Raw genomic sequence first — 14,282 nt, 5'->3', positions numbered from 1 at the left:
GGCGAAAAACGGCCAACAATCCTAGCGTTGACATAAGGCGGGTATTAATCAGACCTGATGCCCCGAGCGCCTTTGCACGCCGTAGTTTCTCTTCACTACCTGAGATAACGGTCACTTCCGCACCAATAGCGCTCGCCAGTTGGAGCCCTGCCAGTGCCACTCCGCCGGTTCCCTGGACCAGCAGTTGTGATTGATGCCGGAACGAGACAATTTAAAGAACAAACCGCCCCGGTTAGCAGGATTGTCTCGCCCGGCAGGAAAGCTTGCTAGCACCAACACGAAGTTCCTGTCAGTGCCAATCCGCGACGCATTACCACCAATCTATTTTTCACCGCTGCGGAGCAAGGGGCGGTAAGTCCGGCTATACAGGGGCAGTTTTTTCTCCGGTGTGCTTTCCGTTCCCGTATCTGCTTCCGGTTAATCGTTTCCTGGCACAACCCGCCCCCGCAAGGGGAAATAGCACGCATGCTGCGCCCTTGCGGGCCAGAACGATGCCGGTAAAGCGAACTGTCAGGCGATACGAAGACGAAAATCACACCACTGACGGAAAAAAAACCATGACGATTTCCCTGCATACCACCCGAACAAGCTCTCCTAACATCGCAGCGGCGACCAGCGTATCCCCGCTGGAGTAGTCAGGCGCCTCAAAAACGAAATTTTCCATAACCCAAACCAATATTTATCAGACCGTCACTGACAACATCATTTCTGCACTTGAAGCAGGCGTTAAGACGTGGTCTTGACCGTGGCTGCGGGGGCTGGCATGTCAGGATTACCTTCAAATTAAGCGACTGGCGCTTCTTACAGCGGGATGAATATCATGTTGCTGTGGTGCAGTGCGTCAGAACAGGGATTCAGCGACTCACGATTGATGACCGACAAGCAGGCGCAAGCGGAAGGCGGGCAGGCGCGCAAAGGGGAGCAGGGCACAACCGCTATTTTCTATTCCACGCAGGAGAAGGAAAACGATGCCGGGGAAATCGAATATATCCCGATGCTGAAAACATTCATCATTTTTAACGTTGAGCAGATCGACGGTCTGCCCGTACTTGCTCTGGGTCGGTGTCCATATAAGTTATTTAGCAAGCAGGCGGGCGGCATGGTTCTCCGACCATGTTTTATTGCTTTTATGCCAACCCAGCGCCACAGTCTTGAAATTCTTAACCGGTGAACGCGCTGCCTGCTCAGCGGCACGTTGTTGCGCCGGATTGATATTCTGCGCCAGCATCTTGCGGATGCCGTCACGCTGTTGCCGGGCATCGGCCAGCGATACATTAGGATAAGCGCCTAAACCGAGACGGGACTCTTTGCCGTCGATACGATATTTGAGATACCAGAGACGTGAACCGCCGGGATTGACCAAAAGGTACAGGCCGTGAGAATCGGAAACTTTGAAGGGTTTAGCGGATGATTTTAAGTTGCGGATTTTTGAGTCGTTAAGAGACATTTGGGGGTCACTCCGTCATCGAACCAACTTGACCCCAAATCTGACCACCATTTTTTCCCGATGCGCAGGGAAAACTAGAAACGCATCGGGAAGGATTTTCACGCTAACCTGTTGAATTAATGTACAAATAGGGATTCGTAAGGATGCATGAAAACAGGAAAATGGCTCCTCTGACTGGACTCGAACCAGTGACATACGGATTAACAGTCCGCCGTTCTACCGACTGAACTACAGAGGAATCGTGTGAACGGGGCGCATCATAACGGGGCATGTAGCGCATGTCAAAGGCGGAAACGATAATTTTGAACAGTTCGGTGAGAGAATGTGCAATCTGTCGAGATTTTTTGCAATGGCTGACAATAAATGGTCAGTATGACCACCATCAGGATGGAATCATGGACGATGCTCATGCTCATGCTCATGCTCATGCAACGGATGAGTATTGACCGATCACCTGAGTATTATATTTCTAATATCCGTATCACCTTTCTGCTATTCAAATGAGTGAGGAGATACCGGCTGCGATTAGGTTTTTCAGACGATGATGTCGCGTTGGTGATCATGAGAAAAATACCACTAAACCGTTTTCTTGAGCAGTTCTTCCGTCGCGTCAATATAGTTCTCTGCCGTTGCCTTGATTTGGTGATCCAGAATAAAACGAGTGAAACATCATGCTGAATCATATTGAGACAAAGTGGCTTTACGATTTTATCGCGCTGGAGGAGTAACGCCGTTTTACTCGCGCCGCCGAGAAAAAATATTTCACAGTCTTCATGAAGCGAATGACCAAAAGCGGTTATGGCATTGCATGGTTGCCGGACTATTCCAGTAAAGAAGAGCTGGAAGGTCATGAACTGGTGATTCTTGATAGGGCAAGCGCGGTATTGAGCATGGGGGTATACCTTTACCGACTGCATGCCAGGCTGAATATGGCGTCAGAAAAATTCTGGCGAGATATGAAAGCGTTACAGCATTAATCCGAAAGCGGCGGGATAGCAATGGGAGTTGGCGGTGTTGCCGGCGGACTATCTGGCGGTCATGCGGCCGCCAGATAGTCCGTTCAGACCATCAGGTGGAGCGAGTGGTCTGAGGTTCATCATAGGAGGCGGATGGCGCTTCGCTCTCCTTTTTGTCGTCATGAGCGTCTTTTTCCATACTTGCCACGACAGCGGTAGAGATACTGTTGCCAATCACGTTGGTTGCGGTACGGCCCATATCCAGGAACTGGTCAATACCGATAATCAGCAGGATACCGGCTTCCGGCAGGTTGAACATGGGTAAAGTTGCCGCGACCACCACCACCGCAGCGCGCGCCACACCCGCCATACCTTTACTGGTGATCATCAGGGTCAACAGAATCAGAATCTGCTGGGTCAGGCTCAGGTCGATGTTGTATGCCTGCGCGATAAACAGAATCGCAAAGGATTGATACATCATTGAACCATCAAGGTTGAAAGAGTAGCCCAGCGGCAGCACGAAGCTGGTGATTTTTTTCGGTACGCCGAATTTGGTCAGCGCCTCCATGGTTTTCGGATAAGCGGACTCGCTACTGGCGGTGGCGAAGGCCAGCGTGGTGGGTTCGCGAATCAGTTTTGCCAGTTTAACGATTGCTTTGCCTAAAAACGCATAGCCGACTGAGAACAGGGCCAGCCACAGCAGCGCCAGACCCAGATAGAACACGCCAATCAGTTTACCGAAGTCATAAATCAAACCCAGACCCTGAGTTGTGATGGCGGAGGCAATGGCAGCGAAGGCGGCGATCGGTGCCAACGCCATGACGTAGTCGGTCACACGGAACATCACTTTGGCCAGTTCTTCAATCATCGAAATGATGGTCGTCGCCTGTTTGTTATGGTGTTTGACGTAGGCGAGGGCAGAGCCGAAGAACAGCGAGAAGATCAGAATTTGCAGAATTTCGTTGTTGGCCATCGCTTCCACAATGCTTTTCGGGAAGATGTGGCTGATGAAGCTTTTAAGCGAAAATCCATCGGTGTTCAGGCCGGTGGCGACAGGGGCGGCGTCTGGGATCTCCAGATTCATGCCTGCGCCGGGCTGGAAGAAGTTGGCCAGCATCAACCCGATGAGCAGTGAGAGGAAAGACGCGGTGACGAACCAAATCATCGCTTTCATCCCGATGCGGCCGACTGCGGCGGATTTGCCCATGCTCACCAGACCGGAAACCAGCGTTGAAAATACCAATGGCGCAATGATCATCTTGATAAGACGAAGGAATATGTCAGTGATCATATTGAAGTAAGACGCGATTTCTTTTGCGCGTTCTGCGTCGAGGTATTGATGGCATGCCCATCCAATGAGTACGCCTAATAAGATAGCGATGAGTATTTGTATAAGTAACTTCTGCCTTTGCATATTAACCTCATGTTGGTGAATTCATTCGGGCAGCACAATATTATTGCAGTGTGATCAGGACAAGACGGTGTTTATAAATTGACCACACCGAACTTATCGCCCTGATCTGTTATTGGGATGCTGTGTCTGCGATGCCGATATTACAACGATTCGAACATTTTACATTTATTTTTTTCTGTTTTGCGCGGGTAATAGCGAATTTTGTCATGTAAAAATGAACGTTAATAGGTAATTCAATATGAAATTGAGACCGGCTGAAATGTGTTGGTTTTGATTTGAATTAATTTTTAAAAACAGTTAGTTATTGTTTTTCTTGTCAGGTTGCCTTGAGTGGGCGGGGGGGAGAAATAATTTTCCTCAGGGATTAAATCGTGCATATTTTGAACAAGGTGATATTCAGTTTGCCCCGCTTGACACTTTTGGTTACTTTAATTTTAAAAATCCGGTTTGGTTTGAATTCTAATCATTTTTATGGATGGGTATTGTTGTGATTTTATTCAATAAATATATCTGTTTATTGCTAATAATATTTAATTTATTGGTGATCGTATTTAGAGGAAATTCTATTTGCTGAAAATTCATAGCTGACTTGTAATATTTTTGTTTCAATTTTGTAGTCCTTTTTTGCTTTGCAGGGGATGAGAATATTTTCACCAGATGGGGAAGTCGGAGGAAATTTCCGCTTTCCGGCGGTCTTTTATCACGCGATAAAACGACCGTTATTGCTAATAATAGTTATCGCTTTTTTGACTATTCTTCGGGGTAATAACGATTCAGATCAAGCTATCGGCATGACGACATAGGATTTCAGTTCGTTACTCTTTACACTATATCTCCCTGACGATCATGTTGACATTATTGCGGTGGTTATGGTGATACAACGGACAGACCTCCCTTCACGGTTGTCGATTCTATGGCAGGATGCCCTGTTGAAGGTGTCACAAACCTTGCTGAAACAGCGCAGCATCGAGGCGCTGCTGGAGGTGCTGGACAGCCTGTCTTTTTCAGTAGTGCGATTCGGGCGCGTCAATCTGCTGCTGATCGATCCGCTTCATAACCAAACGTTGCTTTACCGCCGTGATCGCAAGGCAAATAAAACGCTTTGCAGCGAAGACACCTTCCTGTTATTGGATGGGCCGGGCGGGGTGGTATGGCATACCCATTCGCCGTTGCGCTGCGACCGGGTACATTTCCAGCGCGATTTCGCCCATCTGATGGGCCAGCCCGACTATGCCGGACTCAGCGACTACTGTCAGTTTCCCCTGTTGACGCCGCAGCGTGCAATGGGCGGCGTCGAATTCATCAAAACGGACGGAAGCCGGTTCGATGACAGCGAGATCGCTTTCTTTCAGGCCCTTACCGATGTGATTACGCTGGCGCTGGAGAATATCAGCGAACGTGAGCAAGCCCGGCTTGAGGCAGAGCGCTTGCGCCACGAACGCGATCACTTCCGCGTTCTGGTCGATGTGACCAATACCGTCATTTCCAAGCTGGAGCTGAAAGCGCTGGCGCAGGAAGTTTCTAAGGAAATTCACCGTTTTTTCGGTATTGATTTCGTCGCGCTGGCATTACGCGACAGCGATGACGACGATAAAACCCTTAAATATTTCGCTACGCATTATTGTGCCGGGCGCTCGCCGCATTTGGACGAGGGCGCGCTCAGGCTGTCGGAGACGCGGGCGGAGGCCGTGATGCGGAACAACGACGTTCTGTTAATCCATCGAGACGACGGGCTGAATTCGCCGGAGCATCCGTGCTATCTGGCGCAGTGGTTTGACGGTGGCCTGAAGCATGCCTGTCTGCTGCCGCTGGCGTTTGGTAATCGCGTGTTGGGCGTGCTGGAGCTGGCGCACGGCGGCGATTTACCGGTCAGCAAGGCGGACATGAAATTGCTGCGTCAGATTGCGGCGCGAATTGCTATTGCCCTGGATAACGCGCTGGCGTATGAGCAGATTACCCGTCTGAAAGACAGCCTGATCCATGAAAATTTCTATCTGACGGAGCAGCTTACCGAGCATACCCAAAGCGTCGGGGGAGAAGCCTTCGGTGAAATTATTGGCCGCAGTGCGGCGATCCGTCAGGTGTTGGAACAGGTGGAAATGGTGGCCGCCAGCGACAGCACCGTCCTGATTCTGGGGGAGACGGGGACAGGAAAAGAACTGATCGCGCGCGCGATTCACCGCCTGAGTCCGAGAAACGCGCACCGTATGGTGAAAATGAACTGTGCGGCGATTCCGTCCGGTTTACTGGAAAGCGATCTGTTCGGCCATGAGAAAGGCGCTTTTACCGGCGCGTCAAGCCAGCGTCAGGGACGATTTGAACTGGCGGACAAGAGTACGCTGTTTCTGGATGAGGTAGGCGATATCCCGCTGGAATTGCAGCCTAAACTGCTGCGTGTTTTGCAGGAGCGGGAGATTGAACGCTTAGGGGGAAACAAGGTGATTCCGGTAGATGTTCGTCTGATTGCGGCCACTAATCGCGATCTGAAACAGATGGTGGCCGACCGGGAATACCGCAGCGATCTGTATTATCGTCTGAACGTGTTCCCGATTGTGATCCCCCCGCTGCGCGAGCGGCCGGAAGATATTCCGCTGCTGGTGAAGTTTTTTACCCGCAAGATTGCGCGGCGTATGAATCGGACGATTGACAGTATTCCGTCGGAAATGCTGCGTCAGTTAAGCAAGCGCCCCTGGCCGGGGAATGTGCGAGAGCTGGAAAACGTGATTGAAAGGGCGGTGATCCTCACCAGAGGCACGACGTTGAATTTGCAGTTGGCTGAGCTGCAACCTGATCTTTCGCCATTGGAAACCCTGAAACCCTCCCCGGTTGCGGTGCAAGACGCGCCAGTTGCGCCAACGGCGCGGGAAGATGACGGTGATGAGTCTGAACGTCAGCGTATTATCCGGGTATTGAGAGAAACCAACGGCATTGTCGCCGGGCCAAAAGGCGCCGCCGCCAAACTTGGCCTGAAGCGAACCACGCTGCTGTCACGCATGCAGCGCATGGGGATTTCGGTCAAAGCGATTGAGGATATGGAGTGAGCGCGGCCACGCCGCGCGTGGCCGCACATGGTGAGTTTAGCTTATCTCTTCCGCTGCCCTGCGCAGGCGCGCCTTCAGTTCACTGTATTCCTGTTGCACATAATTTTCCGCCGCCTGCTGGTCTTCAATGGCTTCCAGTCTAACGGCGCAATATTTGTATTCCGGCGTTTTGGAAATCGGATCGAGGTGATCCAGCGTCAGTTCATTACAGGCGCCGATCCACCACTGATAGGTCATGTAAACCGCGCCCTTGTTGACCCGCTCACTGACGGAAACACGGGTGATGACTTTGCCGCGGCGTGAAGAAACCCAGGTCAGTTGCTGATCGCGCAGACCGATTCTCTCGGCATCCTCCGGGTTGACCTGCACATAGCCGGGCTCGTCCGCCAGTGTTTGCAAGGCGGTGCAGTTACCGGTCATCGAACGGCAGGAATAGTGGCCCACTTCACGTACGGTACACAGCACCAGCGGATAATCCTCATCCACCAGCTCCATCGGCGGCCGCCACTCGGTGGCGAACAGCAGACCTTTGCCGCCGGGACGGTCAAACTGGTTGCCTTCGTACAGCCACGGCGTACCCGGACTGTCTTCCGTGGCGCACGGCCACGGCACATAGCCGAGTCCGGCCATTTTTTCGTAGGTCGCGCCATAATACAGCGGACAGAGATGGCGCAGCTCGTCCCAGATTTCCTGCGTGTTGTTGTAGTGCATCGGATAGCCGAGCGCCGTCGCCATCAGGCTGATGATTTCCCAGTCCGGCTTAACGTCGCCCTGCGGTTCGACCGCTTTATAGAAACGCTGGAAGCCGCGGTCGGCGGCGGAATAAACGCCTTCGTGTTCACCCCATGAGGTGGCGGGCAAAATCACGTCCGCCACCGACGCGGTCTTGGTCATAAAAATGTCTTGCACAATCAGCAATTCCAGTTCACTGAAAGCCTGACGCATCATGGACAAATCCGGTTCGGTTTGCAGCGGATCTTCTCCCATCACGTAGTTGGCTCTGATTTTGCCTTCTTTGATCTTGTGCGGCACATCGGTGAGGGAATAGCCAATTTTGTCGGACAGGCTGGTAACGCCCCAGGCTTTGGCAAACTTGTCCAGGACTTCGTGATCCGTGACGTTTTGATAACCGGGGAACATATTGGGCAGCGCCCCCATATCGCAGGCGCCCTGCACGTTATTCTGACCGCGCACCGGGCCAACGCCGACATTCGGACGGCCCAGATTGCCGGTCAGCAATGCCAGACCGGACAGACCTTTCACCACGTCGACGCCCTGACCCCATTGAGTCACGCCCATGCCCCACAAAATAGTGGCGGAAGGCGCGGCGGCGTACATCCGCATGGCATCGCGAATTAGCGCCGGCGCCAGGCCGGTGATTGCGGCGACATATTCCGGCGTATAGTTGGCGACGATCTCACAATACGTTTCAAACCCTTCGGTATGGCGCGCGACGTACTCCTTATTATACAGCCCCTCATTGATCAGCACGTTGGCGAAGGCGTTGACCAGCGCCATATTGGAGCCGTTTTTCAGCGGCAGCCACAGATCGGCGATTCGTGCGGTTTCAATGTGGCGTGGGTCGCACACGATGATTTTGGCGCCGCGTTCTTTGGCTTTCAGGATGCGGCGGGCAACGATAGGATGCGAATCGGCGGCGTTATAGCCGAATACCAGAATGCATTCGGTATGCTCGATTTCGCAGATGGAGTTGCTCATGGCCCCGTTGCCCAGCGTCACTTGCAAACCGGCGACCGACGGGCCGTGGCACACGCGGGCGCAGCAGTCGATATTGTTATTGCCGGTTACCGCGCGAGCAAATTTCTGCATCACATAGTTGGTTTCGTTACCCGGCCCGCGGGATGACCCGGTATGCATGATGGACTCGGCGCCGTATTTCTCTTTAATCGCTTTCAGGCGGGAACTGGCGAATTCGATGGCCTGATCCCAGGATACGGCCTCAAACGGCGCACCTTTGCGGCGGCGAATCAGCGGTTGCTTCAGGCGTGGCGTCAGCAATTTGGTGTCGTTGAGAAAATCCCAGCCGTAATAGCCTTTAAGACAGAGTTCGCCTTCGTTGGTGACGCCATTGGCGCCTTCAGCGCCAACCACCTTGCCGTTTTCAACCAGCAGGTTAATTTTGCAGCCTGATCCGCAATAAGGACAGACAGTGATCACTTTCTGCATGATGATTATTCTCCTTCAGCGTGCCTTGAGCGGCACCGTTCAGAACTGCATTCCCGCGGCTTCATCGAACGCCGCCCGCCGTTGCTTTTGTTGGATCATGGCCTGAATGTCATCATGGCTGATCATATGCAGTGCTTTGGTCGGGCAAACCTCGATACAGGCCGGTCCCGCGGCGCGCCCCGCGCACAGGTCGCACTTCTGCGCTTCGGCTTTCACACAGTTACCTAACACCTGATGATGACTGATACGGGCAACCGGTTTACTGATCACGGTCATGGCGCCGTAAGGGCACGCCACCACGCAGGTTTTACAGCCGATACAGTTTTCCTGCCGGACCTGAATACAGTCATCGGCATGGATGATGGCGCCGCTCGGACAGACATTGGCGCAGGGCGCGTCTTCACATTGGCGGCACTGAATGGTGGTGCTGACGTGCAGCCCTTTAACGACTTTGAGGCGCGGCGAAAAGTGCTCCGGGGATAACGACGCCGTCTTCCCGTCACCGTGAGCCAGCACACAGGCGACTTCGCAAGTGCGGCAGCCAATACACTTCCTGGAATCTGCAATAACGAACCGGTTCATGACATCCTCTCCGACCTGGGTTCAGATAAACATCATGGTGTCGAAATCATGGCGCAGCGACACCGCTTCTTTAATTAAAGCAGGGTTTGTGCCAGGAGAGGCGTAAGTAATCTAATGTATTAGATGATAAGTATTTTTAATCTGTTGGTGGCAAAGGTTGCACCCGCGCTGTCGAGGGTGACGATGGCCAAGCCGGGGGGAATCGGCAGATTTGACGAAAACTGATGAAGCTAATCGTTATGACTTAAACCGCCCGCGTAACAGGCGGATGACGGGTTAAACTCTTTTTATAACAACATAAAATAAATTTGGTATGAAAGGGCTGCGTTTTTCTCACCTATGGCCGTTAGTGCCTATAATCGTTTTATAAGCAGGAGCGATACCCATTGTCTTTCAAGTTGCCGCCTTCCCGCATCTCGAAATCTATGTGTATTTGAAATAGGGAAGACATTCTCGGTTGCCTTATCAATAAGTTTTCAAATTTATCCCACTGTCTTTTGGTCAGTATCTGAATCAGGGATTCCAGCGCGTCTGTGTGTTCCCGCTGCTCAGCCGGATGGGGAACCAGGGCGATACAGAAATGTTCAAGACGTCAATACATTCCAGGTATCTTCCCTGCCTGGGAAGTAGTGAATAAATCCACGGAGTTTATTATGAGCTTCCTAAAAAATACCAGCATAAGGGTTGTGGTACTGATTATCGTTGCCTTGCTATTAATTATTTGGGGGGTGGCGGCGGGGTTTCATTTCTATTCCTTGAATCAGGTTTCGAATTTACTTGATAAAAGTGAATTACAAAAGAAAACCTATGCGCAGTTGCTGCATGGAAACGACCAGCGTTTTCAATCAGTTACCCATATGGAGCGGGCAATGAATTATTTGCAGAACGACGATCCGGAAAATGCCAGGAAATCCCTGGAAACGGCTCAGGTTGCGATAAACAATGTCCGTGGCGCGATGGAAAGCTTCATGTCGTCAGACCATATCGGCGTGGGGCGTTCGACGGTGGATTCACTCAATAAAACCTGGTCGTCGTTAATGACGTCGGTGATTGAGCCAATGAACAATGCGTTGCTGCGTAATGATATCACCGCGTTTCGTCAGCTATTTCGTTCGGTTTATCCTCAACTCAGCCAGTCCTTCAGCAACGAGGTTAAGCGATACACCGATGAAGTGACGGCTTCCTCGCTGATCCCATTGGTGAATAATCACAACCGGAATAATCAAAATATGATGATTGGCGTAATGATTGCGGGGCTTTTGCTCCTGCTGTTTACCGAGTTCTATCTGAAAAACTATCTGGTTAAACCGATCGGCATGATGAAGTCGAATCTGGCGCAACTGACCGATGGTCAACTGGGGGTCGAATTCGACGAATTCGGTCAGAACTGTGCGGGAAGGCTGGTGCCGGATATCAAACGGTTGCAAAAAAGCTTGCGTGATACGGTGCAGGTCATTCGTCAGGGCGCGGCGCAAATCAGTTCGGGAACCTCGCATATCAAGGAAGGGAATGAAGACCTCTCCAGCCGCACCGAACAGCAGGCCGCCGCCTTGCAGCAAACGGCCGCCAGCATGGAGCAAATCAGCTCCACCGTGAAACAAACCACTGATCATGTTCATCACGCCCGCGGGCTGGTGCAGAATGCCGCTGATATTGCGCAGCAAGGCGGTAAAATCAGCGACAGCGTCATGGAAACCATGGAAAACATCCGCGCCAGCTCGCACAAAATTTCAGATATTACCAGCGTTATCAACAGTATCGCGTTTCAGACCAATATTCTGGCGCTTAATGCCGCGGTGGAGGCGGCCCGCGCGGGTGAACAGGGCCGGGGGTTTGCGGTGGTCGCCGGTGAAGTGCGCATTCTGGCGCAACGTAGCGCACAGGCGGCAAAGGAGATTGAGGCGCTTATCGCGGAGTCGGTGTCCAGAGTGGCCGAGGGCGCGGAACGGGTGAAACAGTCTGGCGATGCGACAGCCTTGATGATCAATGCCATTTCAAAGGTGAACGATCTGATTACTGAGATCGCCGCCGCAACCGATGAGCAAACCCGAGGGATTACCCAGATCAGCCAGGCGGTTCACGAAATGGATAGCGTCACCCAGCAGAACGCGGCGCTGGTGGTGGAAGCGGCGGAAGCCGCGGCGCAGTTGGATATCCAGACCAGCGAGCTTAGGGCGGCCGTGGAAGTTTTCAACCTTGAAGGGGATGACGACGCGACGTTGTCACACTCGCCGGATTCGGCCGGGCTGAAACGGCCGGTGATGGTGAGCAACACGGCTCACTTGCTCTCCGCTGGCGGCCGCCATGACGACAACTGGGAGAAGTTCTGATAGCGCAAGGCCCGGCGCGAGCGTCGTCCGGGCCGCTACAACGCCTGCAAACCGCCATCTCCCCGCCAGTCGGCCAGGCGCTGGTAAAGCCGTTCCACCGCCAATTCCACTTCCACGCTGACGGGATAATAGAACGCCGCCAGCGCGGGTTGGATACCGATAAAAATCACGTCGGGGATCTCTTCCTTTAGCCGCGCGATCAGAAAATTGAGCGGCAGATTGTGGGTATTCATCAACATATCTTCCGCGATGCGCTGTGGGTTGACGATACGGATTTCACCGGGAGCCAGCCCCATCTCCGTGGCATCGACGATCAGCAGCCGTTTGGGGCGTAACGCACACAGCGTATGCACCGCATTTTCTGGAATGGCCCCGCCGTCAATCACCGACCAGCCCGCCACGGGCCGTTGTATCATCCGTTCCGCCAGCCGTGGCCCGGCGCCGTCGTCGCCCATCATGGAGTTGCCCACGGTCAACACCATATTTTCACTGGTCTGATTAGCGTCAGTCATCAAGGCGTTTCACCATTAAATAGAGTGCCGTTTCCCGCTCAATCGCGCCCAGGTACGCCAGCAGCGTTTGAGTCCACGCCGCATAGTCGTCCTGTTCCGCGCGGAGTGTGCCAAACGCATGCCCCAGCAATCGGGTGTGACTGATATCAATGGTGATTTCGCCGAATTTCAGCAATCCCGCCATTTTACGCTTCGCTTCTCCTTCGGGAAGTTGTGCTATCCAGCGCTGATAGTCGGGCTGGGGACAGATGAGGATTTTCTTCAAACAATCGATAACGCCAACGTGATGACCGATGGCCAGTGAGTAGTACATGACCTGCTGAGCCTGTTGCGGCACCGGGTCTTTGATGTCAGCAGCGCCTTTGGCGTCGGGGTTGTCTTTCGTATCGAGAAACTTCTGGCTCAATGCGTAAAAAATGACCTTTGCGCTCATTGATACCGTTCTCCCTGCAACAGCGATAAATAGATGTGCTGCAATTGTCCGACGATCTCATTCAGGCGCGGATCGTTATGCGTTTGCAGCCAACTGGCGATACGCCGATCCAATCCGTCCAGCGGCTGATTTTCCAGCCGCGCCAGAAACGCGTCGCTGATTTCCCGTCCCTGACGATAGCCCGCCATGCGCCGGGCTTCCCGCTCCAGTAAAATGCGCAGATCCAACGGTACGTCAGGATGAATCAAGGCGGCTTTTTCATTATCGGTTTGCCGATGGTCGCTGCCGTGCAGTTTCTGCTCCAGCAGGCCGAGCGCGACGGCAAAGCCATACAGGGTGGCGGCGGGCGTCGGCGGGCAGCCGGGAATGTAGACATCGATCGGTACGATGGCGTCGCTGCCGCCCCAGACGCAATACAGATCGTGGAAGATCCCGCCGCCGCAGCCACAAGCGCCGTAGGCGATACAGATCTTCGGATCGGGGGCGGATTCGTAAGCCCGCAGCGCGGGCGTCCGCATCGCCCGGGTCACGGCGCCGGTGAACAGCAGAATATCGGCGTGCCGTGGCGATGCGACGACTTTGATGCCAAAGCGTTCTGCGTCAAACACCGGCGTAATGGCGGCGAAGATTTCAATTTCGCAACCGTTACAGCCGCCGCAGTCCACGCGGTAAACGTAAGCGGATCGCTGAATGTCCTTCAGCAGTGTTTGCTTGAGTTGTTGCGCTGGTTCATCCAGCGCAATGGGCGCGGTCCGGTAGTGACCGGCGCCGGTCGGCGAGGCGCTCATGAGGTGCTCCCATTCTGGGCGGCGGATGACAGGCTGGCTGGCGAAGAGAGATGCTGGCTCAGCATAACATTGCCGCTGTGGTTCATATTTTGTTTACGTTTGCATTCCGGGCAGGTTTCAAAGTGCAAACGCTGTGATTGCACCGCCTCTTCGGACAGGCCGGATTGCACCAGTAGCGCCATGACGTATTCCACCTCTTTTTTTGGGGCGAAAGGGCGGTGGCAAACCCGGCAGTCCAGCAGGGTAAAGGTGGCCCGCTGGTAGAGATCGGCCTTGCTGCCGACGGCCATCTCGAACACTTGCGACAGCACGATGGCGCGCGTCGGGCAGACTTCCTCACAGCGTCCGCAGAAAATGCAGCGTCCCAGAAATAACTGCCAGGTTCGTGTGCCGTTGACGATGTCGGTTTCCATCGTCAGCGCATTGGCTGGGCAGGCGGTGGTGCAGGCAGCGCACGCGATGCACTGTCTGGCGTCGTACTGCGGCTTGCCGCGAAACCCCGCCGAAACCTCAAGCGGTTTGAACGGGTATTTCACCGTACTGTTGCCTGCCTTGAGGAGGGTTTTAAACAGTTTCAGCATGATTCATCCCT

9 protein-coding genes, 1 tRNA gene and 4 pseudogenes are annotated in these 14,282 nt (G+C 53.3%); 4 read left to right on the top strand and 10 right to left on the bottom strand.

Annotated features, from left to right (window positions below; all coding sequences use genetic code 11):
• Nucleotides 1–43: 43 nt before the first annotated feature.
• Nucleotides 44–184, bottom strand: a pseudogene (locus EH207_RS11505) (zinc-binding dehydrogenase); the annotation flags it as partial.
• A 373-nt stretch (nucleotides 185–557) separates the two neighbouring features.
• Between EH207_RS11505 and EH207_RS11500 the strand changes: the two are divergent.
• Nucleotides 558–1,042, top strand: a pseudogene (locus tag EH207_RS11500) (ArdC-like ssDNA-binding domain-containing protein); the annotation flags it as partial.
• Nucleotides 1,043–1,081: 39 nt separating this feature from the next.
• Here EH207_RS11500 and EH207_RS11495 read toward each other — a convergent pair.
• Both EH207_RS11495 and EH207_RS11490 read right to left on the bottom strand, forming a co-directional pair.
• Nucleotides 1,082–1,447: pseudogene (locus EH207_RS11495) on the bottom strand (Arm DNA-binding domain-containing protein); the annotation flags it as partial.
• A gap of 162 nt (nucleotides 1,448–1,609) precedes the next feature.
• Nucleotides 1,610–1,685, bottom strand: a tRNA-Asn gene (locus tag EH207_RS11490).
• 535 nt (nucleotides 1,686–2,220) lie between these two features.
• Here EH207_RS11490 and EH207_RS11485 point away from each other — a divergent pair.
• Nucleotides 2,221–2,424, top strand: a pseudogene (locus EH207_RS11485) (LysR substrate-binding domain-containing protein); the annotation flags it as partial.
• 91 nt (nucleotides 2,425–2,515) lie between these two features.
• Here EH207_RS11485 and EH207_RS11480 read toward each other — a convergent pair.
• A complete protein-coding gene (locus EH207_RS11480) occupies nucleotides 2,516–3,817 on the bottom strand; it encodes a dicarboxylate/amino acid:cation symporter (RefSeq protein WP_137714110.1) in 1,302 nt (433 codons plus the stop codon).
• An 869-nt stretch (nucleotides 3,818–4,686) separates the two neighbouring features.
• Here EH207_RS11480 and flhA point away from each other — a divergent pair.
• Nucleotides 4,687–6,858, top strand: a complete 2,172-nt coding sequence (gene flhA / locus EH207_RS11475) for a formate hydrogenlyase transcriptional activator FlhA (RefSeq protein WP_137714109.1) — start codon at nucleotides 4,687–4,689, stop codon at nucleotides 6,856–6,858.
• 36 nt (nucleotides 6,859–6,894) lie between these two features.
• Here flhA and fdhF read toward each other — a convergent pair whose 3' ends face one another.
• Together fdhF and EH207_RS11465 are read right to left on the bottom strand one after the other, a co-directional pair.
• Nucleotides 6,895–9,045: a formate dehydrogenase subunit alpha gene (fdhF, locus tag EH207_RS11470; RefSeq protein WP_137714108.1), complete on the bottom strand. Its 2,151-nt coding sequence runs from the start codon at nucleotides 9,043–9,045 to the stop codon at nucleotides 6,895–6,897.
• A 39-nt stretch (nucleotides 9,046–9,084) separates the two neighbouring features.
• Nucleotides 9,085–9,627 carry a 4Fe-4S binding protein gene (locus EH207_RS11465; RefSeq protein ID WP_137714107.1) on the bottom strand — a complete coding sequence of 181 codons (543 nt, stop codon included), beginning with the start codon at nucleotides 9,625–9,627 and terminating at the stop codon, nucleotides 9,085–9,087.
• Nucleotides 9,628–10,280: 653 nt separating this feature from the next.
• Between EH207_RS11465 and EH207_RS11460 the strand changes: the two genes are divergently transcribed.
• Nucleotides 10,281–11,957 carry a methyl-accepting chemotaxis protein gene (locus EH207_RS11460; protein ID WP_137714106.1) on the top strand — a complete coding sequence of 559 codons (1,677 nt, stop codon included), beginning with the start codon at nucleotides 10,281–10,283 and terminating at the stop codon, nucleotides 11,955–11,957.
• A gap of 35 nt (nucleotides 11,958–11,992) precedes the next feature.
• On the opposite strand, the gene hycI is transcribed toward EH207_RS11460, so the two are convergent.
• From hycI to hyfH, 4 genes are read right to left on the bottom strand one after another with little or no spacing between them, the layout of a single operon-like run.
• Nucleotides 11,993–12,469, bottom strand: coding sequence for a hydrogenase maturation peptidase HycI (gene hycI, locus EH207_RS11455; protein WP_137714105.1), 477 nt, complete (start codon nucleotides 12,467–12,469; stop codon nucleotides 11,993–11,995).
• Nucleotides 12,462–12,902, bottom strand: coding sequence for a formate hydrogenlyase maturation HycH family protein (locus EH207_RS11450; RefSeq protein WP_137714104.1), 441 nt, complete (start codon nucleotides 12,900–12,902; stop codon nucleotides 12,462–12,464). Before EH207_RS11450 ends, hycI begins: the two co-directional genes overlap by 8 nt.
• A complete protein-coding gene (locus tag EH207_RS11445; RefSeq protein WP_137714103.1) occupies nucleotides 12,899–13,690 on the bottom strand; it encodes an NADH-quinone oxidoreductase subunit B family protein in 792 nt (263 codons plus the stop codon). Before EH207_RS11445 ends, EH207_RS11450 begins: the two co-directional genes overlap by 4 nt.
• On the bottom strand, nucleotides 13,687–14,271 hold the full coding sequence (gene hyfH / locus EH207_RS11440; protein WP_137714102.1) for a hydrogenase 4 subunit H: 585 nt from the start codon (nucleotides 14,269–14,271) through the stop codon (nucleotides 13,687–13,689). Before hyfH ends, EH207_RS11445 begins: the two co-directional genes overlap by 4 nt.
• Between the last annotated feature and the right edge of the window lie 11 nt (nucleotides 14,272–14,282).

This window comes from Brenneria rubrifaciens (assembly GCF_005484945.1).
Classification (GTDB): domain Bacteria; phylum Pseudomonadota; class Gammaproteobacteria; order Enterobacterales; family Enterobacteriaceae; genus Brenneria; species Brenneria rubrifaciens.
This window is presented reverse-complemented; position numbering and strand designations above follow the sequence as displayed.